This is a genomic window from Legionella anisa, from assembly GCF_001467525.1.
GTDB classification, from domain to species: Bacteria; Pseudomonadota; Gammaproteobacteria; order Legionellales; family Legionellaceae; genus Legionella; species Legionella anisa.
This window is the reverse complement of record NZ_LNXS01000019.1, coordinates 452,957-473,812: the sequence shown is the minus strand read 5'-3', so window position 1 is coordinate 473,812 and position 20,856 is coordinate 452,957. Positions and strand designations below refer to the sequence as shown.

Here is a 20,856-nt window from a genome sequence, read left to right as displayed (position 1 = left end):
TTTGTTTTGTTGATCTTTGTTTTGTTGATCTTTGTTTTGTTGATCTTTGTTTTGTTGATCTTTGTTTTGTTGATCTTTGTTTTGCTGATCTTTGTTTTGCTGATCTTTGTTCTGATTTTTTTCTTTATCTTTCTTCAAAAGTTCTTCAACTAACTTGCGATTATAAAGAGCATCCTGATTTGTAGAATTGATTGCTAATGCTTTATCATAAGCTTTAATTGCTTCTTCATATTGCCCCATATGAGCTAAGGAATTTCCTTGGTTATAATAGCCTTGTTCATTTTTTAAATCCTGGTACAACTCAGCTGCTTTTTGGTAATCGCCTGCGCGATAGGCAGCGGCAGCAGCCCAATCACTGCGTGTAAATGTTTCCTTGGCTTGTTTAAATTGATTTTTTGTCATTAAGTCTCGTCCTTGTTGATCCGGCGTGGACCACAAGTCTTGCCAACTAAAGGCATGAGTAGCAAAGGATAAAAACGAGAAGAAGAAAAGAATAAGGCAACGCATCATACAACTACCCTCTGTATCCAACCCCGTCGAAATACGGGCAAAAGTAACAGCAACGCAGGAATTAAAAACCAGCGTCCTTCATCTCGCCAAAGTGGAATGTCTTCATCTTCACTTAGAGCAAATTCATTGTTGTTACTGGAACTGAGCCATTGATCGATGTCCTGTGAATCAGAAGTGTATTTTATCAATAGCCCTCCACCTGCATCAGCAAAACGATTAAATAGCGGATTTAGATTCTTATCTGCTTTGACTGGCATAATGGAGGAGTAAATGCCTGATTCAGCTAATTTTTTTGCCAGGGCGATTGATGCATCGGAAGGTGAGTCTGCGGTTAATACCAAAATTTGTCCCTGCTTAAAACCTGCTTGTTTGATTAAGTTACTGGCTTCATTCAAGGCACTATCAAGATTTTGTCCAGTTACCGGCATGATATCTGGAGTTAGTGAAGAAAGTAGGGAAGAAATAGTATGTCCATCATCGGTAAGAGGAGAGACAACAAAAGGTTCGCTGGTAAAGACCACAAGACCAAACTGACCGACCTCTTTGTGAGCAAATAAATCATGCAACTTAAATTTAGCGCGACTTAAACGATTAGGTGATAAATCATTAGCCATCATATTGTCCGACATATCCAAAACTAAAACTCGGGGTTGTATTGGTTTATAGGTGGCTACAGGCAGCTTATACCAAACAGGGCCGGCAATGCTCAAAATCATAAACAGAATGCTTAAAAACAAACAGAGCATCGAGCCCATACGTTGTCCTTGTCCCTTTTTTTGCATGAGATGGCTGAGTAAATGTGGATCACAAACTTCTGTCCATGCATGCAATTTAGGTTTTTGACGCCAAAAAGCTACAGCTAATCCTAATAAAGGAAAAATCATTAAAAGCCACCAAGGTCTTAAAAAATGAAAATCTGCAATCATGGCTTTAATGCCTCCCTATTTGGCATTACAGAGCTTACTTTCAGTTTTAAATCTGCTTTTCTCACTAACCAAGAGAAACAGAGCACTAAGGCAAAACCGACAAACCAAGGATAATATTCCTTTTGTGGTCGGATTGTAGCTTGTTCCTGATTTATGGTTTCCAATTCGTTAATCGTTTTATAAATTGAATTTAATGATTCAGTATCCGTAGCACGGAAATAACGACCTCCTGTCATGTCAGACATTTTTTTTAAGGTTTCTTCATCCAAATCGGCCGAAGCATTTTGCATCATAAAATTACCGACTAATGCTCTTGAATCGGCTTCAGAGCCTAAACCTATAGTGTAGATTTTAATTCCTTCTTCTTTAGCCAATTCGGCTGCTTTTAACGGAGCCAGTACGCCAGAGTTATTCGCACCATCTGTTAGTAAAATAAGAACTCTTCCTTTTTGGGGTACGTTCCTCAACCGTTTAACAGCAAGGCCTACAGCGTCACCAATCGATGTGGTTTTACCTGCAAGGCCGGCAGTGGCATCTTCAAGACGCAGGAGAATGGTATGTCGGTCATAAGTGAGTGGTGTTTGCAAGTAAGCACGAGTACCAAAGAGGATTAAACCAATTTTATCACTTGAACGATCACGTACAAATTGATCGGCCGCACTTTTTACAACACTTAAGCGGCTTACAGGTCGGCCATGCAGGAGCATGTCAGGAATTTCCATGCTGCCAGACAAATCTAAAGCCATCATGATGTTATAACCTTCACGCTCAATAGGTTTGGGTGCACCAATCCAGCGAGGCCCCGCTAAAGCAACAACTAATAATAACCATATAATGGCTGGGATAAGCAGCGTATATTGTGCAGAAACAGAACGTTTTTCCTGATCTGCTATGTCGACCATCGCGGCAAAGAAAGGGACTTTCAATGCAGCAGGCAATTGTACTTTGGCTCTGGGCATCAAAAACCAGAAGATTAAGGGTAAAGGAAAGAGTATTAAAACCCAAGGATTAGCTAATTCGAACATGGCACTCCTCTTTGTTTAATCCAAAGCTGTGCTGTACTGAACAAGGGTTTGAGATCCATGGTTTCCCCTGTTTTGAAGGGTGCATCTAACAACAAATCTTTTACTAAATTAAAATCAATTCCTTTACCTGTTTTATTTAAAAAGTTGAGCCACTTTTCTCCATGCAAACTTGCAACTTGCTCTCTTGGATAATAGACAAGCGCTACCCGGCGTAACAATTCTGAAATACATGCACTGGTGTGAGTGCCATTATGTTCTTGCTCATATTCTTTTTGATAGGTATTTAACAAAAGCAGTGCATGTTTTTTGGCCAGAGCATTGCGATATCTTTTATAAACACCGTAAGCGAATATGATTACTAAAAATAAAATCAAACCCATCAGAATATACCATCCCGGAGCCAATGGCCACCAGCCAATTGGTGTGGGAAGATGAATGTCTTTTAACTGTGCCAAGGGATCAGTGTTAGCCACGAGACCTCCTGGGAAACGTTTGCCGCACTAATGGTGCTAAATCAATGTCTGCTGTAACTTGAACATACTGAATATGTAAGCGCCGAAACTGATCGTGCAGGTATTCGATCCGTTGTTGGCAATATTGCTCATAAGCGTTGTTCACTGAGCGTAAGCTGGTATCGAGTATTATTTCTTGCTGCCCATTCGTTATAGCGTATTGCTGAGGTTTGGGTGGAGAAAGTTCTACTCGATCGCAAACATGGTAAGCTAGAATGTCATTGTGGTAGCGTAATCGTTTTAAATGCTTTTCACATTCACTATCCATAGAGTAAAAGTCACTGATCAAAACCAGAATACTTCCTGGCCTGACCACACGGCGTAAGCGTACTAATGCGTCACTAAGCAGTCTTGGCTGCGCTTCACGTTGCACTTCTGTCTGATCAGTATATCGACTTAATGAAGCCAGCAAAGGCAGTACGCCCATATCACGACTGCGTGGCGTAAATTCACTATGATCTGTAGCTGAAAAGAATACTCCGCCCACTCTATCTCCTTCTTTGATCACTGTCCAGGCAAGGAGAGCTGCTAATCGTGCAGCAATGACTGATTTAAATGCAACGCGAGTACCGAAAATCATTGAGGGATTAAAATCAGTGAGAATCACCACGGGTCTTTCCCGTTCTTCCTGATAAATTTTGACATGAGGTCTGCCGGTACGTGCGGTAACGCGCCACTCCATGTGGCGTATTTCATCACCAGCCTGATAATTTCTTACTTCGGCAAAATCCATACCACGACCACGTAATTTGGATAAATGATTGCCTGATCGTATTGCTTTACCTTCGGGGCGATAATGAACAGATTGTACATAGCGTCTCAAGTCAATCAATTCATTTAATTCTGCAATAACGCCATTAACCATAAAAACCTCTTGCACCTCATATGCTCTGTAAATGGGGACTGAATCATAAGATTCAAGGCTAGGGTCTGTTTCCATTTCTAATATCTTGGCCAAACTGTTCTGATTTTCTGCGTTCCGATGCTCACATACTGCATGTATGCTGCGCTTCGGTACTCAAAAATCAGACCATTTTGACTCAAGCTAGCTAAATGGAAACAGACCTTATTATTTTTTTTGGTCCGAATTCCCAACCTACATGTTTTCTAGGGAACAGCAACCAAGTAATGTAGCCTGGGTGCAGGCGAAGCCGTAACCCGGGTTATCGATTTACTCTGATCCTGGGTTCCACTGCGCTGCATCCAGGCTACGGAACAGCAACCAAGCGTAATAAGGAATCAATAAAATCATCACTATTGATTCCTTCTGCTTCAGCTTCAAAACTTAGTAAAATTCGATGTCGTAACACATCATGAGCAATCACATGGATGTCATCTGGAGTGACATAATCCCTCCCACAAAGCCAGGCATGAGCTTTAGAACAACGATCTAAAGCAATTGTGGCGCGCGGGCTGGCACCAAAGCGTAACCAACGACCCAACTCTTCACTGTATACGCCAGGATTACGTGTTGCTACGACTAACTGGACCAGATAATTTTCTAATGCCTCACTCGTATGCACATTAAGTACTTGCTTACGCGCTTCAAATAATGTTTTTTGTGATAATTTTTCTGAGGCAGGAGGTTTAGTGGCCATAACCGCTCCCAAGGCTTCTCTGCGTGATAAAGCTAAAATATCATGCTCGATTTTGGCATCAGGATAACTAATTTTTACATACATCAAAAATCGGTCCAATTGTGCTTCGGGCAAAGGATAAGTTCCTTCCTGCTCAATGGGGTTTTGTGTTGCCATTACCAAAAATAACTCAGGCAAAGGATAGGTTTTGCCTCCTATAGTAACTTGTCTTTCAGCCATGGCCTCAAGTAAAGCAGATTGTACTTTCGCTGGAGCCCGGTTAATTTCATCTGCCAAAAGCAAGTGATGGAATATAGGACCTGGTTGAAATACAAAAGAACCATTTTGTGGGTGATATACATCAGTACCCGTTAAATCTCCAGGCAATAAATCAGGAGTAAACTGGATGCGATGAAAATTACCTTCAACGCCATCAGACAGTTCTTTAACTGCCCGTGTTTTTGCCAACCCAGGCGCTCCTTCAACTAATAAATGGCCGTCAGCAAGTAAGGCAATGAGTAAACGTGAAATTAATCCACTCTGACCTAAAATTTGCGAGTTTAAGCGATGACTTAACTGTAATATTTGATGTTGCACCGCATTTCCAGTCTTATTGTCTTCTACTTGCTCCATAGTTTCTACCTTAATATAAATAACATCGACAGTATTTAAATAAAAAAACTTATCCTAGCGTGAATTACACGCAAAGCCAAGTACTGCAGATTATTTTTTGTTCAAAATTTTAACAGAATAACTGAAGTATAGACTTTGAGAGGCACAACGCAACCTGGTTTTATATAAACGGATTACGTTCGCCTTATCTTATTTTATTATTGTAGATAATCAGGGTGAAGTTCCAAAGGCATCATGGTTTGCAATTTTTGATATAGGGAAAGAATTTCTTCACAAAAAACATGAAGTTGTTGTTGGTTTTCCCATAAATCATAATCTGTTCCCTTAAGGAAAACCTGTTGCTTTGCCAGAGTTTTTAATAAAATGATTTCTTGGTGAGAAAATCCTAAATGGTTATTCAATTCGACCAGCTCCATAAGATTTTTATGCTCTTTGACTGGACGATGTTCATGCAAACAATAAGCTTTCAATGTCAGTTGAAAGGCTTGATACATTAATGAAGTGACTGGGGTTAATACACTGAGTGGATCAGCTTGTCTATAGGTCCAATCGGTGATTTGCTGCAATAGATAATCAGCAGCATAGGCATGTTGTGTCGCAATATTGAGCATTTCCAAAGGGGATAAATAACGTTTGTCCATAAAGGAGTTTTCCTGTTTGATTCGATTTCTATTCAAGTATGTTAAAATTGGCACTCATTATATCCATGAATTAAATTGATGCACGCTTTTCTTAACAGTTCTTTGAAAATAGGTTCTTTAATTTTGCCTAATCGGTTAATCCAAGGTCCTTTAGCAGGTTACAGCTGTGCACCATTCCGAACATTATTCAATCATTATCGGTCACCTGCGTATTGTGTGACTGAAATGAGTTCTGCAACAGATATTCTTCATAAACATACTCGGAACTCACGTTATGTTTATCGATCGCCGCAGGAACAGATCCTGGCCTATCAAATTGCAGGTATCGAACCCCATACATTGGCGCAAGCAGCACAGCAATTACAATTCAATGGTGCGGATATTATCGATATAAATTGTGGCTGCCCAAAACCTAAAATACGTAAAAAAGGTGCAGGAAGTGCTTTGCTGGAGGAGCCAGAACAGTTGGTGCGCATCGTTAAAGAAGTACGTGCTGCGATTACTATTCCTCTAACCATAAAAATTCGGATTCAAGGCAATGAAAAGGATTTTCTTTTGGCGAAAAAAATTGAAGAAGCAGGTGCAGATGCACTGATTGTGCATGGTCGACGTTGGATTGATGATTATGATGTGGCATCAGATTTACAACAAATCGCACAAATCAAGCAAAGCATTTCTATTCCGGTGATTGCCAATGGAGATATTCATGATGTTTGCAGTTTATACAGAGCAATAGAATTAAGTGGTTGCGATGCTTATATGATCTCGCGTGCAGGAAGTGGCAAACCTTGGATTTATCAAGAGTTATTAGAACAGCAAAGTGTATCTGTAAGTTTAATGGAAAAATGTGATCTTTTTATGACGCATTTACAAGGATTAGCGATACTTGAAGATGAATATAAGGCAGTTTTACAAAGCAAGTCTTTAGTTCGTTACTATTTTGGCAAGTTGGTTGATGCATCATTATTAAATCGTTTTTATCAATTGGATTCTTTAGAGAAAATTCACGGCTTTTTGGCGGAGATAAAAATTTAAAGCAAATCACTATAGTCTTGATTGTAAACTATGAGATGTTCTAATCGCTGGACAGCTTTTTTTGCCTTTTCTTGATCCCCATTTTCAAAACGAAGTTTGGCAAGATAATTCAAGTAAAGCTCAATATATTCAGGAGGAATAGGATACTGAAGACCGGTTTCCAAGAGTTTCTGAGCGGCATGTAATTTATTTTGTTCTATTAAAAATCGAGCAAAAGTAAGTCGCGCTAAACAAAAATGAGGATTGTTTTTTAAGGCCTTAAGAAAATATGCCTTAGCTTTTTGGGTATCATTAAGAACGAAACTTTGCAACAAAGCCATTTGAAAATAAGAGCGAGCAAAATAAGGGTTCATAGCGATTGCCTGGTTAATCGCATCTTTAGTTTTTTCCACCCAATAATGGCGTGCGTGATCGGATGTTGCTTGTTGAATCAGTTGCAAACAAGCATCTATTTTAAGACTTTGGATGTCAACAAAAGGAAATGATTTCAGTGCATGATTACTTTGCAAAAGGGCATCATTGAATTGCTTTGCCTGTATGGCGGTTTCAGTTTTCCCTATATAGTATTCGAGGATTAAAAAACGAATAAAATAACTGCTAACCACTGCAAAAATTATTCCACCGCCGAGGAGCCAAATCTTTTTAAAAGAGGATGAATAAATCCTGACATGGCCTTCTTCCCTAAAAAAGTAATGCAGGTAACCGAAACAACAACCCATGAGAAGATTCATGGGAAATACATAAAAGTTAAAATCAACAATACTATGACATGTCAAAGCACCCAGTGCAGCAAAACAGCCCATACTCTGGATATGTGCAATTGGGTTCTGACTTGGATGACTTAAGTAACGTCTTAAATAAACGACCAAAGTCACTATAATTCCAAGCAGAATAACACTTCCTGGAACCCCAGTTTCAATAAGTAGTTGCAATAAATCATTATGGGCGTATTCGAGGTTCGATCCGTCGCCTGGCAAACTAAATGCAGGGTAATAATGTTTAAAATTAAAAATGCCTAACCCATACCAGGGTGTTTTTTGCCATAAGTGCCAAGCACCTTGCCAGATGACAAGACGTGATTTCTCGTGGGCAAGTAATTCAAGCCGGTGGTGTATGGCAGGTTGAGCAAAGAGACACAATGTAGCCAAGGCCAGAGCCAAAATTACTGCTAAGTGGCAAACATTTTTTATTTTTAGTTCATGACGACATAAAGTGAGTTCTAACAGGGTAAAGAAAATAAAACACAGAATAACGCCACGGCTTAATGCAGCGAATAAGGCTAGGCTGATTATGTAGATGCTGGTTAAAAGAACAATTTTTTTTATCTTTTTTTGCGATTCGGAGGGGTTTGTCTTTATAAACTTAGGGTGATTCAAAATGAAAAATTTTCCCATGAGTAACAGGTTAACCATCATTAAAAAAGCCGCAGCGGTATTTTTGCTGGCAAAAAAACCGGTTGGCATTGCATTTCGCATGAATAATTGAATTAGAGCATATGCCGCGCAAATCAAACCTAATATCCACAGCAATCGGAGTAAATTGTTCCATAACTGTTCAGAGAATGATTTTTCATTAAATAAAACAAAGCCAAATACCCACGCTGAGCATTGAAAAACTCCGAAAAAAGCGGTGTTAGGAACCCAGCCTATCAAAGGTGGAAAAATTATCCAGAGAAGCCAAATTCCCAGTAAAAGAGTTAAGGTAGAACCGTGAATTGTTTTTTGGCGCCAAAAAAAATTAATGAAGCCAGTCACAGCAACAAACATCACGCCATAACTAAGAAGCAAAATGGAATAGTCACCGGTTCCCTTAAATACAAAGGCTAAGATGACAAGTAGGAAAAACAGGATTCCCACGGTGTTTTGCACACTTTTAAAATCACTTAAGAAATTCAGTGGCATCCTGTATTTCATCAAACATCACACATCATAAATTAACCGGAAACCCATTTCCCTTTAATAAAAGGACCATCCAAAGAGAAATCATGCCGGCTAACAGTGGTTATAGGATTCGCGTTGCCTCCTGGAGGAAGAAGGAATAGCTCATAATAGTATTGCCACATCCAGCCTGCCATCAAACTGAATTGTCCATTATTTGTATGCCATTGATAGCTGGCGCCTAATTTAGCTTCCAGTTCAGGAACAATATGCGTTTGTTTTGCTTCTGCACTAAAAGGTGAAACATTAGGTCCGCTTAAGTTTGCTCCAGACAATTTAGCTCTACCTTGTCCGGATAACAGGGTCATCGCACTCTGAGCAAATAACGCAAAACCGTGGTTTAGATCATGCGACATATCTACACCAGCTCGAGGACCTGCGCCTTGGAATTTAGTATGGGTTGTTGATTCTTGAAAAAGGGTTGGGGAAGGATCCGATGGGGGTTGTTCATATTCAAAGTTAGCACGTTTAATCTTGGCGTAGAGATATTGTCCTCCACCATAAAAACGAATATTTGTTTTTTTGCCAAAATGACTGGTTTGGGCAAATTCTAAATTAACGACGTCAAGATTGGTATCGAATTTTAAATGGGTAATACGTGTAATAGGAATCGCTGCATCTGGAAAAAAAACTGCAAGTTCATCGAAATTGTCATTATCAAAATGCAGCCAATTTAAATTGAGATCATTTCCTGTACTAAAATGATAGCTGCCTTCAAGTAAAAAGCCCCAATCCCACGAGGAATCAACGGAATGAAATTCGTCATCACCTGCATTTAAAATCGGATTCAGCAGTACTGAATTGGTGTTTGGCTGTAAATATAAGGCGCTAATGCCTAAATCCCACGCATTGAAAGGGCAAGAAACGGTTACATGATCAGGGCTGCATATAGGTTTTACTTCACCCAGGGTACCCGCTTGAGCCATCTTGATGCTCAATGCACAAAGCATAAAGGTTGTTACTGTATTTTTCATAAATTGACTAACTCATCCTTGTTGTTTGTATTTATTATTAAATAAATGATTTTGTTAATCAATCAGATCATGTAGCTTGCTTAAAGGTTTTTCTACTGTTTTGATATAGAATTTTCCTACCCAACACAACATGTGAATGATAAAGTCAAAATCATCATGCCTACTTGGCAATGACAAATTAACTTAACGATGCTGTTAACACAGATTTTAAACCGACTTATTTGTCAAAGTTGAATCCTCTACCTTTTCTTCTTCATCACTTGTAGACGTACTTAGTGTTGATGAACCCTCTGAACTATCTTTAAAAATTGAGAGTTTTTTTAAATGGCTTTCTTTTTTAACGTCCTTTGTATCGCTTTCAAAAAACTCTGGATATTCAGCGGTCACTTGCGTCAAAGTTTTGGGAGACATGGCCGCTGTAGCTTCAATCTGATTCCTGCAAACAAAGTCTAATATTGCACGGATGGCTGTGTCATTCTGAGTATCAATGGCTATGTCTAGGGCCGTTTGCCCATGTATATTTTTATGCGTTATATTGGCGTTGTGAGCAAGCAGTAGGTGGAATAATTTTTCGTTGCCTTTCGTGTCTGGAGAAAAACAGGCAATCTGCAAAGGAGTATATTCATCGTTATCAAATGCATTAATATTTATTGTTGGAGAGGTTAAAAGAAATTCAACTACTTCGTTTTTCCCAGCTTGGCAAGCAAAGTGAAGAGGGGTCTTTAGATCTTCGTTTTCCATATTAATAAGGAATGTTTTTTGAGATAAAATGTCACGAACAATATCGAGGTACCCAAAAGCACAAGCGAGGTGAAAAATGGTGGTTTTTTTATGAGGATCAACTATTGGATCAAGCTCCTTTTCGGCAATATGCTTTAGAATCGACCGTATTGCAGTTTCATTATTACAACTAATAGCAATGTCTAATGCGGTTTCCCCTTCTTTATTTTTATGCGTTATATTGGCATTGTGAGCAAGCAGTAGTTGAAATAATTTTTCATTGCCTTTTGTTTCTGGCGAAAAACAAGCAATCTGCAATGGGGTATTTCCATCTTTATCAGCTGCATTAATCTTTATTTTTGGGGCGGTTAAAAGTAACTCAACTACCTCATTTTTTCCTGCTTGGCAAGCAAAGTGAAGAGGAGTCTTTCGATCGTCGTTCCTCGTATTTATAGGAAATGTTTTTTTATATAATAAAAATTCACGAATAATATCGAGGTGTCCGTTAGCACAAGCGAGGTGAAAAATGTTGGTGTTATTAGGAGCAACGAGTTTATCCAGAGATCCCTTTCTTTTTAATTGTTTCATAACATATAAGGCTTCAGGCCGTTGGAAGTATGCCTTGGGGTTGTCCAAAAATGGGACTTCAGTTCGTTTCCCTTTCTGTGAGGATTTTATGAATTTGTCAACAATTGCGCTTGCTTGAATTTCCAGTTGGGCCTTAGCCGCCTTTTCTAACCCTTTAAAACTTGGATATTTATCTTTGGCTTTTAGCAAAGAACTAAGAGACATTGCCTTTGCTGGATCAAGCTTTTTATCTTCGATATACGTTAGAATCAACCGCGTTGCAGTTTCATTATTACTCTTCATAGCAATGTCTAATGCTGTTTCGTCTTCTTTATTTTTATGAGTTACGCTGCCCTCATTAACGAGAAGTTTTTGAAATAACTGTTCCTTGCCTTTTGTAAACGGCGATTGACAAGCAGCTTGCAAAGGTGTGGTTCCGTTTTGAGCTTCTTTTTCAAGATTTATATTTTCTTGGTTAAGCAATAACTCAATAAGGTCTTCTCTACCGAATAAACATGCTATAAAAAGAGGAGTTTCTCCATTTTTGTTTGTTTGATTAATATCAATTTTATAGTTTAATAATTTTTGAGCAATTTCAAGATTCCCAAATTGACACGCGGTAAAAAAAGGGGTTTCACCAAAGTTATTGGCTTTATTAATCTCAATATTTTTATGCTTTAATAACTCATTCACTATTGCTAAATGCCCATTTTGACACGCAATAAATAAAGGAGTTTCATTTTCTTCATTCACCTTATTGATAATACTAATATTTTGGTTTGATAATAATTCGCGAACAAACTCGATATCTCCCTTTCGACACGCTGTGTGAAGACGGCCAGAAGCTTTGATTGTTGCATAGGGACTTTTCTTGCTAATCGATGGTCTTTGTTCATCCTCCAGGGTTTTTTGCACGAAAAACTCAGGAAAATCGGTTTGGACCTTTTTTAAAGAGTTCGGAGACATTAGGTCATTGTAATTAAGTTTGTTATTTTGAGCATATTCAAGTAAAGCATAGGTTGCTGTGTCATTATCATTCTCAATTGCAATATCTAATGCTTTTTTGCCCGATGAATCTTGATGGATAAGGCTCGCCTTGTTATTAAGCAGTAGGTGGAATAATTTTTCATTGCCTTTGGTACTTTCCGATGCACAGGCAATTTGTAGTGGTGTAGTCTTTTTGCCTGCTCCCGCAGACTTCAATGCAGATGCTATTTTTTTTTCGTCAACCCCTTTTCCTTGAGACCTAATAAAAAATTCAACAGAGTCAGTTGTGTCAACATTTATTCCTGGAAGGCCGAATAATAATTCAACCTTCTCTGCGTTCCCGTCTTTGCAAAAATAATAAAGTAAGGTTTCTGCTATCTTTCTCTTTTCGGAAGGATCAATTGTTGGATTTAATAGTACTTCCTTAATCATATTGTAATCATAAAGGTCGATTAGCTCAATTTCTCCCGATTCCATGGCTTGGTTAAAATCAATTTTTTTATGATGTAACAACTCATTCACTATTTCCATATGCCCAAAATGGCAAGCAGCCGCCAAGGGAGCTCGTTCTCCTATATCTACATCGATTCTTTTATCATTTAATAACAACTTAACTATGTCTAAATGACCATATTGGCAGGCAGCACTAAGAGGAGAGACTCCGTCAACACAATGGTTAATATCAATTTTTTTTAGACTTAATAATTTCTGCACCGTCTCAAGATCTCCAGTCTGACAGGCGAGGTAAAGTAATCCGCAGTCCCGTCCATCATACATTTCTGCATGTTCCTTTTTGATTGGGTATTTCAAATTAAACGCGTCAAACTTCTTTTTGAGGGCAGGCAGGTTTGGTGTGTCTTTTGCAAGTACAGTAGTTGTAAAGGTTACAAACTCAGGAATCTCTTCAAGATCTTTATTAAATGAAACAAAAATGGTATGAGCAAGCTCTTCATGATTAAGTTCGAGAACATAAGGGTTGTCTAAGCCAAAACCAAAAAAATTTGTATCTGCATATTGCCAAGTATTCTTGGATTTATCATATTTTAAGTGAACACTGTGATTATTACAGTCTATATGAATAGGAAGGTCTGAATCACTTTCTTTAAGTACATCTGCTAAATCTTTTAAATACAAATACAAATTATATTTATCACAAACATAAGATTTCTTCAGTGGCGTAGATATTTTAGTTTGTTCTAATTCTTTTGGTTTAGTGAGTGAATAAATTTGTTCAATGTTTTCTTGAGTAAGAGAAGTATTAAAAAAATCTTTATGCTGCTCTGGCTGTAAATGCAATGTAGTCCCAAAATAAAAAGCAGGGGTTTCACGTAAATGTTTTTTCTCCACATCACTCAACGTGGACTTGTTATCTATTGCATTTTTTAATTTTATGAAATTAGGGTTATAACAAGCAATGTAATTAAGTCTGTTCCAAAAATTTTCTTCATCCCCAGCAAGTATTGCTAGTGACAACATTCCTGAGAATCCTTTACATAATCCTTCTTTATCTAAAGGATATCCAAGTAGTCTTCCCAACTCTATAAGTTCACGATGAGTTAGTGTAAACATGATTGGCTACAAATTAACCATAATGGTTAAATTATAGATCAATTTTAAAGCAAGAGCGGTAGGAAATCACCTTTTTGGTTAAAAAAAGCACGGCATGATTTGAGCACCGTATAGCCGAAGCAATTTTCCATTCCAGTAGGGTTTGGAAACAGACCCTATGAAGTTTAGCAATTAGGTATACCTTATTAGCGTATTAACCAAGTAAATTTCTTCCTCCATCCACTTTGAGTATTTGTCCGGTAATATAGGGATTTTCGGCCAAAGCTAAAATTGCCTGGGCAACATATTCTGGATCGCCATGTTTTTTTAGTGGGGTTTTCGCAATAATTTTTTCTTGTATTTCCGGCGTTAACGTATTGGCGTTCTCAGGCCAGGCAATGGCGCCTGGGGCAACCGCATTAACCCTAATTTCGGGAGCAAATTCACGTGCCAAGCTTTTTGTTTGCATTTCCAAAGCAGCTTTGCTTTGACAATAAACAGAGTATCCCTTCAGTGGTTTTTCCGCATGGGTATCGCTCACATTGATAATGGCTCCTGAGTGTTTTGCCAATAAAGGACGCGCTGCAAGGCTCAGTAAGAAAGGGGCTTTAACATGAACATCAAAAAGAACATCCCAATCCGTTTCAGCAAACGCAGTAAATTCAGTGCGGATAAAAACAGAGGCATTATTCACTAATAAATCCAAACGTCCAGCCCAATCTTGGATTGCTGTCATCATTTCTGCTGCGGCAGACGTCTCGGATAATTCTCTTTGTAAAACAAAGGCGCTGTTTGGTCGTTGCTCGTTTAAGTCGACTGCAAGCGCATGGGCTTCTTGCAATGAGTGATGGCAATGAATCACGACTTTATATCCTGCTGCATGTAGTTTTTGGACTATAGCTGCGCCAATACGGCGCGCACCACCGGTGACTAAAGCAACTTTCACTTCTTGTTTGTTTGTCGGATTCAAGGTATGTTTCCTATTCTAAAATTATCCTGAAGAAACCGAGCGTAGCCTAGGATTTAGTAACAAAGAATTCCCGGGTTTCGCTGCGCTTCACCCAGGCTACACTTTTTAAGTAATTAACTATGAGTATAATACAAACCCTGCACGCATTACTGACCGAACGCCAGGCTATTTCTTTTGTGGAATTCATGCAACTTGCATTGTACGCTCCTGGTGAAGGATATTACAGTTCTGGGTTGCAAAAATTAGGGAAACAGGGTGATTTTATTACTGCTCCGGAACTCACCCCTTTATTTGGTAAAACGCTAGCGAATCAGTGTCAGCAAGTATTAAAAGAGCTTGAATCTCCAGTATTATTCGAATTTGGTGCAGGTTCTGGTGCTCTTTGTGTTGCGCTTTTGGAGCATTTAGCGGAGCATAATTCTTTGCCAGAGACCTATTACATTTTGGAAGTTAGTGCCAATTTATACCATCGTCAGCGCGAACTGATTGCACAAAAAATTCCTCATTTAGCTCATCTGGTTACCTGGCTTGACCGTTGGCCGGAAACTCCTTTTAATGGAGTGGTCTTAGCAAACGAGGTGCTGGATGCGATGCCTGTGCATCGTTTTATGAAAACAGAACAAGGCGTTATGGAAAGTTATATCGCTTTGAATGAACAACAACAATTAACGGAACAATTTAAACCGTGTCATAATCAGCGCTTGCTTGATTACATTCATAACCGATTATCACTGTCCAATACCCCTTATCTTTCTGAGGCGAATCTTTTTATTGATGATTGGATCATGAATATTTATTACATGTTAAAACAAGGCGTAGTGTTTTTGATTGATTATGGATTCCCTCGTCATGAATATTATCATCCTGATCGCAACCAAGGGACTTTAATGTGTCATTATCAACATCAAAGTCATCCCGATCCTTTATTGCATCCGGGGGAGCAAGACATCACTGCGCATGTGGATTTTACTCATGTTGCGGAAGCGGGACAGCAAGCTGGTTTTCATATTGCGGGTTTTACAAATCAAGCCTCTTTTTTGCTGGCTAACGGTTTGCTAAGCTTGATTAATACCTTGGATAGTGAATTGGATCAGGTACAAGCAAAACAAGCGATAAAACAGCTTACCCTCCCGAGTGAAATGGGAGAGTTATTTAAAGTAATCGCCCTGAGTAAAAATGTGGAAATTTCCTTAAACGGATTTCTATTAAATGATAAACGAGTGAGTTTATGAACAGAAAAAAATACCTAACCACAGTGGAATTACAAAAAGAGTCCATGAAGTTTTCTGCGGGTCATACTACTATTTTCTCTGCAACAGAAAGAGAACCATTACATGGCCATATGTATGGGGTTTATTTGGCACTCACTACTTGGGTTGAAGAAAATGGGATGACTTTTGACTATCGTTATTATAAAGAACGTATTCATAAATTATGCCGTTATTTGAATCAAACGTTCCTGATGCCGCAATTTTCCCCTTTTCTGGAATATGCTGAAGATGAGGAATATTATTACTTTACTTTTAACCACAAAAAAATTCCCTTTTTAAAAGAGGACGTAACTTTATTGCCAGTGACCAATATTACCGTTGAAGAATTATCGCGTTGGTTTGTGCAAGAGCTGATTAAAGACAAAGCGGAGTTGGAGCGACATCGCATTGAGAAGGTTGTGGTGAAGGTTTTTTCTGCCCCAGGTCAATCAGCCAGTCATCAATGGCAAAGAGAGAATGAATAAAAACGATCACGATCATTCTATGGAACATTCCCCTTTATTACGTTCTACAGGTGCATCCGTGGAAACGATTAGGGGGGGCGGGAACACAACGCAAGAATGTGAGCACAAGGGGAAGGCTGCTTACCAAGTCTGTATTCCACATACACACCGAGATTTTTTTGATTATGCTGCAGAAGAGGTTATCCCGTGCATAGGGGCGCGTGTTTGGGTTCCATTTCGTAAACAAACACGTTTGGGCATAGTCATTGGCAAAAGTGAATCTTCATACAATGCTGCATCATTAAAAAGCATTAACGCAGTCATTGATGAACAACCATTAATGACACAAGAGATTTTAACTTTATGTTCGTGGATCGCAAGTTACTATCAATCACCTTTATCTGAAGTATTACCACTCGCCTTACCTAAAAAATATCGATTGGGGCAGCTTTGCCAATTACCTATGGGTGATTTTTATCAATTAGCATTACCTCTCGATGACGCCAAAAAGCTTATTCCTGCTCGTGCACGTAAACAACTGGAACTGGTCGAATTTTTGAGTACCCAAAAAGAACCGGTTGCCAAACAATGTTTGACGGAAAAAGGATTTAACTCAAGCCAACTCTGTACTCTGCTTGCCGGACAAATTCTTTCTTTATCCCAACAAATAATACTGCCAGAAAAAGAAAATACTTCACGATCACTTCCATTAATGCTTAATCCTGAGCAAGCTGTGGCTGTGGCAGCCATTATAGAGACACTGCATCAATATCAGTGCTTTTTATTGCATGGAGTTACCGGAAGTGGAAAAACAGAAGTCTATTTGCACGTGATTGCTACGGTGCTAGAACAACAAAAACAAGTTTTAATTTTGGTGCCTGAAATCGGATTAACCCCGCAATTAGTATCACGATTTACCGCTCGTTTTAAACACCCCATTGCGGTCATCCATTCCGGCTTAAATGAATCGGAACGACAAATTGCTTGGCAATTAGCAAAAGAAGGCAAGGTTAAAATGGTGATAGGAACTCGAGCAGCAATTTTTACACCTATGCCTGCCTTAGGGTTAATTGTCATTGATGAAGAGCATGATCCTTCATTAAAGCAAATGGAGGGGGTGCGCTACTCAGCGCGGGATACCGCATTAATGCGGGCACATTTAGCAAATATACCCATTATCCTGGGCTCAGCGACCCCTAGTTTGGAAAGCATGTACAACGTAATGCAAAAAAAATACACGGTGTTACGCTTAACTCATAAAGCACTCACCGCAACCCCTTTGCACTATCAACTCATTGATTTACGCTCACAATCACTCCAACATGGTTTGGCAACTACCACCCTGCACGTAATTAAAGAGCATTTACTCAAACAAAATCAGGTTTTGGTATTTATTAATCGCCGAGGTTTTTCTCCGGTTCTGTTGTGCCATCAATGCGGCTGGATGGTTGATTGTCGCGCTTGCGACAGCCATTTGACTTTGCATAAACAGTTGGGGCAGATGATTTGTCATCATTGTGGGTTGACTCAAAAAACTCCCGATCATTGCTCCAGCTGTAACAGTATGGAATTGATCCCTGTTGGCGCAGGCACTCAACGCATCCATGAGTTTTTAAGTGCATACTTTCCAGATACTGAGGTCGTACGTATCGATCGCGATGCAGTACGCAAAAAAAATTCTTTGGATGAACATTTGGATCGAATCCATAATGGCAAGGCACAGTTAATCGTCGGCACCCAAATGCTCGCAAAAGGCCACCATTTTCCTCGTCTTTCTTTGGTTGTTGTGCTGGATGCAGATGCCGGGCTTTATAATCAGGATTTTCGTGCTCTAGAACATTTAGGACAATTACTCATGCAAGTTTCAGGGCGGGCAGGTCGAGCAGAGCAAGCCGGTCAGGTTTTGATTCAAACCCATGTGCCTGATCATCCGCTGCTGAATTTATTGATTCAGCAAGGATATGATCAATTCGCCGATGCTTTATTAACTACACGCCAAAAAGCCCAACTCCCTCCTTTTCACTATCTGGCTGTAATTAGGGCACAAGGGAAAGTATCAGGAAGCGTATTAAAGTTTTTACATGCGGCCAAAGAGCAAATCGTAACCCACTCCATTACAGCAATGGGGCCAGCTCCTGCGCCTATGCCTCGGAAAGCCAATCAGTATCGTATGCAGCTGTTACTTAAGTCCTCTTCAAGAAAAATGCTTAAAAACTCGTTAACCCAATTGCGTGAATGGTTCACAGGGAATAAATTAGGGAATGGTGTGCGTTGGAATATTGATGTAGATCCTATGGATTTATCATAACTCTAGAAAAAGCAGTTCACCTTTAATTTGTTCGCTACGGTTACCGCTGCTTTTTCTAGGATAATGGAGATAGAGAAATGACTGACTCAAAGGTTGAAGTACATAAAAAAATTTTTCCCATTGCTTGGGGTGATATGGATGCACTGGGACATGTGAATAATGCCCGCTATTTTGATTATTTTCAGGAAGCACGTATTGATTGGTTAAGACAACTTAATATCAGTATGACTGAAAAAATGGGTCCTGTAGTGATTCACGTTGCGTGTACCTTTTTGAAACCGGTAATTTATCCTGCAACAGTGACTTTATGTTCAAGAATACACAGTTTAGGAAACTCCAGCATGATGATGGATCATGATTTGTATCAGGATGAAATCCTGATGGCACAAGGCAGTTGTAAAATTGTTTGGGTGGATTATACGCAAAATAAATCGGTTCCTTTGCCAACCATTTTTCGTAAGCTCACAGGAGAATCCTGAATTTTTCGATCAGACTATTCGACATAAACAATTGAAATACTACCTCTAAGTATGGAGTCCAGATCCTATCTCATCATTGAGTTTTTGTCTTTCTTGAAGTTCAGTAAGTATGACATCAGGTTTGTCCCTTATTTTTTGGACGATAGCGTTTAGTTGATTTCTTGCATCAGGATTTTTTATGTATGCTGTTTTTTTCTTCAAATTGTCCAGGTCTTCCTCGGGGATTGTGACATTCATTTTTTGAACTAATACAGTATTGCTATCTCCGATGTGGAGGTCGACGTCCAGTGCAATCCTAAATGGAATAAACGGGTCACTTGCTTCTTCCTCTTCTTTGTCTTTTCGTTGATCGTACAAATGAATAACTAACTCACATCTGAAATGTAAATTGCCCTTATTAACAAAAGCACGATCCTCGTTTAAATCATGAGCTATTTGAGTCACTTGCTCATCAGAAAGGCTACAAAATGCCTCAGCATCCATGTTGACGTTGTTAAGCAGATGGCTTCTGAGTTCCTTTTCGCTAAGTCCTAAGCTCGATGCAGTTTTTTCAACTCCATGAGTAATGATTGTCTGGTGCAATTGTTGCCATGTTAAGGTGGATAAATCCATAAAATAATACTGAGTATTCTTTTGCACGGGTGTAAGCAGAAATCTAGCGTCAGTATGGGAAAATGCTTCTGCGGGAATTAAACTGAAATATAGATACAATCCGTGTTGATTTGCATTCTCTAGGAGATAATCTATAAATTGATTGTTTACACCCATTTTATTTAGTGAGTCACTCATAAATTGTTCAGTCAAATCGTTATTCTGAATCACGTCTTCTAATTTTTTATTATTGAAATAAGTAGCGTGTTTATTTCTGGCAAAGTCCTTTTGGGTTGTCTTAATTGGATGGTCATCATCACACTTAAGTAGCTTTGTGAGTCGAGCTTCTTCATCAGAAATATTTGCTTCATAAAGAGCAAATTTAGGTTTTAACCACAGCAATTCGTCTATTACGTTACTTAATAGTTCACTTTTCCCTTTTTCTTGATTATCAGCACAGTATCGGATCATCGTATCAACAATTCCAACCAACTGCATGTGGGATGTGCATTTCTCGATTGCATCTATATGACCTAGAGTCATACCAATTTGGTCCTCAGTACTTTCTTCATGCGTTTTAGCATGTGCTTTTAATATTTTTGCTAATTTTTTGATTATTTCTTTTTTAATATCTTCAACTGAGGGGGCTAATGGGATTATTCCTTCTTTTTCTCTTTGCTCTTGCTTCAAATTACGTCTTTGATACTTAGTTAGTTGATGTTGAAATGGCAATAACTCTTTTTTTAACTTAGTTAGTAATTCTCTTCCATGAGTACTCTTTGGTTCTGTTCCTTTTTTTTGTTCATTACAGTATGCAATTATTTTTTTAGCTACCCCAGCTATCTCTGACATGGAGCTACAATTTTGAATGAAAGTAATGTAGTTTTGCAGATTAGCTACCCTTTCTTGATCATAGGGATTATCTAAATCTTTATGTTTTTTAAGTTGTTTATTTATTATTCCAGTTAACCTTTCTGCTATTGCATCACGGATCTCCTCGACCGAGGAGGTCTTCGGGGTCAACTTTTCTTTACGCTTAAACATAAACAGGCCATAATTAATCCGTTATGGTATAATTATAGCCAATGTAGGGGTGTATTGATCATTAAGTCTTGGTTAACGTGAGTTGACGTAAAAGAATGCACTTAAAATAAGAATATGAATCGGGTTATGGAAGCGTGATGTTTACCCAGAAACCCGGG

General features: G+C 38.9%; 17 protein-coding genes. 5 read left to right on the top strand and 12 right to left on the bottom strand.

Going from position 1 to position 20,856, the window contains the following annotated elements; genetic code table 11:
* The 7 genes from Lani_RS20735 to Lani_RS06330 all read right to left on the bottom strand — a co-directional run.
* The coding region (locus Lani_RS20735; RefSeq protein ID WP_238585180.1) for a tetratricopeptide repeat protein at positions 1-510 on the bottom strand (510 nt) is incomplete at its 3' end.
* On the bottom strand, positions 507-1,436 hold the full coding sequence (locus Lani_RS06355) for a VWA domain-containing protein (RefSeq protein ID WP_019232794.1): 930 nt from the start codon (positions 1,434-1,436) through the stop codon (positions 507-509). The genes Lani_RS20735 and Lani_RS06355, both read right to left, overlap by 4 nt.
* A complete protein-coding gene (locus tag Lani_RS06350) occupies positions 1,433-2,461 on the bottom strand; it encodes a vWA domain-containing protein (protein ID WP_019232795.1) in 1,029 nt (342 codons plus the stop codon). Before Lani_RS06350 ends, Lani_RS06355 begins: the two co-directional genes overlap by 4 nt.
* Complete coding sequence (locus tag Lani_RS06345; RefSeq protein WP_019232796.1) at positions 2,449-2,934, bottom strand: DUF4381 domain-containing protein; 486 nt, start codon at positions 2,932-2,934, stop codon at positions 2,449-2,451. The genes Lani_RS06350 and Lani_RS06345 overlap by 13 nt, the downstream gene beginning before the upstream one ends.
* Positions 2,927-3,838 (bottom strand): DUF58 domain-containing protein, encoded by a 912-nt coding sequence (locus Lani_RS06340; protein ID WP_040522177.1) that lies wholly within the window; start codon positions 3,836-3,838, stop codon positions 2,927-2,929. The genes Lani_RS06345 and Lani_RS06340 overlap by 8 nt, the downstream gene beginning before the upstream one ends.
* A 343-nt stretch (positions 3,839-4,181) precedes the next feature.
* Entirely contained in the window at positions 4,182-5,183 is a 1,002-nt protein-coding gene (locus Lani_RS06335; RefSeq protein ID WP_019232798.1) for an AAA family ATPase, read from the bottom strand.
* Positions 5,184-5,380: 197 nt separating this feature from the next.
* Positions 5,381-5,824, bottom strand: coding sequence for a hypothetical protein (locus tag Lani_RS06330; protein ID WP_019232799.1), 444 nt, complete (start codon positions 5,822-5,824; stop codon positions 5,381-5,383).
* 78 nt (positions 5,825-5,902) lie between these two features.
* Between Lani_RS06330 and Lani_RS06325 the strand changes: the two genes are divergently transcribed.
* Positions 5,903-6,859, top strand: a complete 957-nt coding sequence (locus Lani_RS06325) for a tRNA dihydrouridine synthase (RefSeq protein WP_019232800.1) — start codon at positions 5,903-5,905, stop codon at positions 6,857-6,859.
* On the opposite strand, the gene Lani_RS06320 is transcribed toward Lani_RS06325, so the two are convergent.
* The 4 genes from Lani_RS06320 to Lani_RS06305 all read right to left on the bottom strand — a co-directional run bounded on the left by Lani_RS06320 (position 6,856) and on the right by Lani_RS06305 (position 14,562).
* Positions 6,856-8,760 (bottom strand): O-antigen ligase family protein, encoded by a 1,905-nt coding sequence (locus tag Lani_RS06320; protein WP_223499355.1) that lies wholly within the window; start codon positions 8,758-8,760, stop codon positions 6,856-6,858. The two genes, Lani_RS06325 and Lani_RS06320, sit on opposite strands and share 4 nt — an antisense overlap.
* A 32-nt stretch (positions 8,761-8,792) precedes the next feature.
* Positions 8,793-9,770, bottom strand: coding sequence for an Lpg1974 family pore-forming outer membrane protein (locus tag Lani_RS06315; protein ID WP_019232803.1), 978 nt, complete (start codon positions 9,768-9,770; stop codon positions 8,793-8,795).
* Between the two features lie 207 nt (positions 9,771-9,977).
* Complete coding sequence (locus Lani_RS06310; RefSeq protein ID WP_162264373.1) at positions 9,978-13,391, bottom strand: ankyrin repeat domain-containing protein; 3,414 nt, start codon at positions 13,389-13,391, stop codon at positions 9,978-9,980.
* Positions 13,392-13,806: 415 nt separating this feature from the next.
* Complete coding sequence (locus Lani_RS06305; RefSeq protein ID WP_019232805.1) at positions 13,807-14,562, bottom strand: pteridine reductase; 756 nt, start codon at positions 14,560-14,562, stop codon at positions 13,807-13,809.
* A 119-nt stretch (positions 14,563-14,681) separates the two neighbouring features.
* On the opposite strand from Lani_RS06305, the gene Lani_RS06300 reads away from it, so the two are divergent.
* The 4 genes from Lani_RS06300 (at position 14,682) to Lani_RS06285 (ending at position 19,063) form a co-directional block, all read left to right on the top strand.
* Positions 14,682-15,794 (top strand): class I SAM-dependent methyltransferase, encoded by a 1,113-nt coding sequence (locus Lani_RS06300; RefSeq protein ID WP_019232806.1) that lies wholly within the window; start codon positions 14,682-14,684, stop codon positions 15,792-15,794.
* The gene (locus tag Lani_RS06295) at positions 15,791-16,297 is read left to right on the top strand and encodes a 6-pyruvoyl trahydropterin synthase family protein (RefSeq protein ID WP_019232807.1); all 507 of its coding nucleotides are present in this window, start codon (positions 15,791-15,793) and stop codon (positions 16,295-16,297) included. Before Lani_RS06300 ends, Lani_RS06295 begins: the two co-directional genes overlap by 4 nt.
* Positions 16,290-18,584: a primosomal protein N' gene (locus Lani_RS06290; protein WP_019232808.1), complete on the top strand. Its 2,295-nt coding sequence runs from the start codon at positions 16,290-16,292 to the stop codon at positions 18,582-18,584. Before Lani_RS06295 ends, Lani_RS06290 begins: the two co-directional genes overlap by 8 nt.
* A 77-nt stretch (positions 18,585-18,661) precedes the next feature.
* Positions 18,662-19,063 carry an acyl-CoA thioesterase gene (locus tag Lani_RS06285; protein ID WP_019232809.1) on the top strand — a complete coding sequence of 134 codons (402 nt, stop codon included), beginning with the start codon at positions 18,662-18,664 and terminating at the stop codon, positions 19,061-19,063.
* 45 nt (positions 19,064-19,108) lie between these two features.
* On the opposite strand, the gene Lani_RS06280 is transcribed toward Lani_RS06285, so the two are convergent.
* Positions 19,109-20,698, bottom strand: a complete 1,590-nt coding sequence (locus tag Lani_RS06280) for a hypothetical protein (RefSeq protein ID WP_019232810.1) — start codon at positions 20,696-20,698, stop codon at positions 19,109-19,111.
* Between the last annotated feature and the right edge of the window lie 158 nt (positions 20,699-20,856).

What these genes read in the sequence shown, in the direction of transcription:
- Lani_RS06355 (WP_019232794.1), bottom strand. Translation starts at nt 1,436, where the DNA reads ATGATTGCAGATTTTCATTTTTTAAGACCTTGGTGGCTTTTAATGATT.
- Lani_RS06335 (WP_019232798.1), bottom strand. Translation starts at nt 5,183, where the DNA reads ATGGAGCAAGTAGAAGACAATAAGACTGGAAATGCGGTGCAACATCAA.
- Lani_RS06315 (WP_019232803.1), bottom strand. Translation starts at nt 9,770, where the DNA reads ATGAAAAATACAGTAACAACCTTTATGCTTTGTGCATTGAGCATCAAG.
- Lani_RS06350 (WP_019232795.1), bottom strand. Translation starts at nt 2,461, where the DNA reads ATGTTCGAATTAGCTAATCCTTGGGTTTTAATACTCTTTCCTTTACCC.
- Lani_RS06290 (WP_019232808.1), top strand. Translation starts at nt 16,290, where the DNA reads ATGAATAAAAACGATCACGATCATTCTATGGAACATTCCCCTTTATTA.
- Lani_RS06300 (WP_019232806.1), top strand. Translation starts at nt 14,682, where the DNA reads ATGAGTATAATACAAACCCTGCACGCATTACTGACCGAACGCCAGGCT.
- Lani_RS06320 (WP_223499355.1), bottom strand. Translation starts at nt 8,760, where the DNA reads ATGCCACTGAATTTCTTAAGTGATTTTAAAAGTGTGCAAAACACCGTG.
- Lani_RS06285 (WP_019232809.1), top strand. Translation starts at nt 18,662, where the DNA reads ATGACTGACTCAAAGGTTGAAGTACATAAAAAAATTTTTCCCATTGCT.
- Lani_RS06340 (WP_040522177.1), bottom strand. Translation starts at nt 3,838, where the DNA reads ATGGTTAATGGCGTTATTGCAGAATTAAATGAATTGATTGACTTGAGA.
- Lani_RS06295 (WP_019232807.1), top strand. Translation starts at nt 15,791, where the DNA reads ATGAACAGAAAAAAATACCTAACCACAGTGGAATTACAAAAAGAGTCC.
- Lani_RS06325 (WP_019232800.1), top strand. Translation starts at nt 5,903, where the DNA reads ATGCACGCTTTTCTTAACAGTTCTTTGAAAATAGGTTCTTTAATTTTG.
- Lani_RS06330 (WP_019232799.1), bottom strand. Translation starts at nt 5,824, where the DNA reads ATGGACAAACGTTATTTATCCCCTTTGGAAATGCTCAATATTGCGACA.
- Lani_RS06280 (WP_019232810.1), bottom strand. Translation starts at nt 20,698, where the DNA reads ATGTTTAAGCGTAAAGAAAAGTTGACCCCGAAGACCTCCTCGGTCGAG.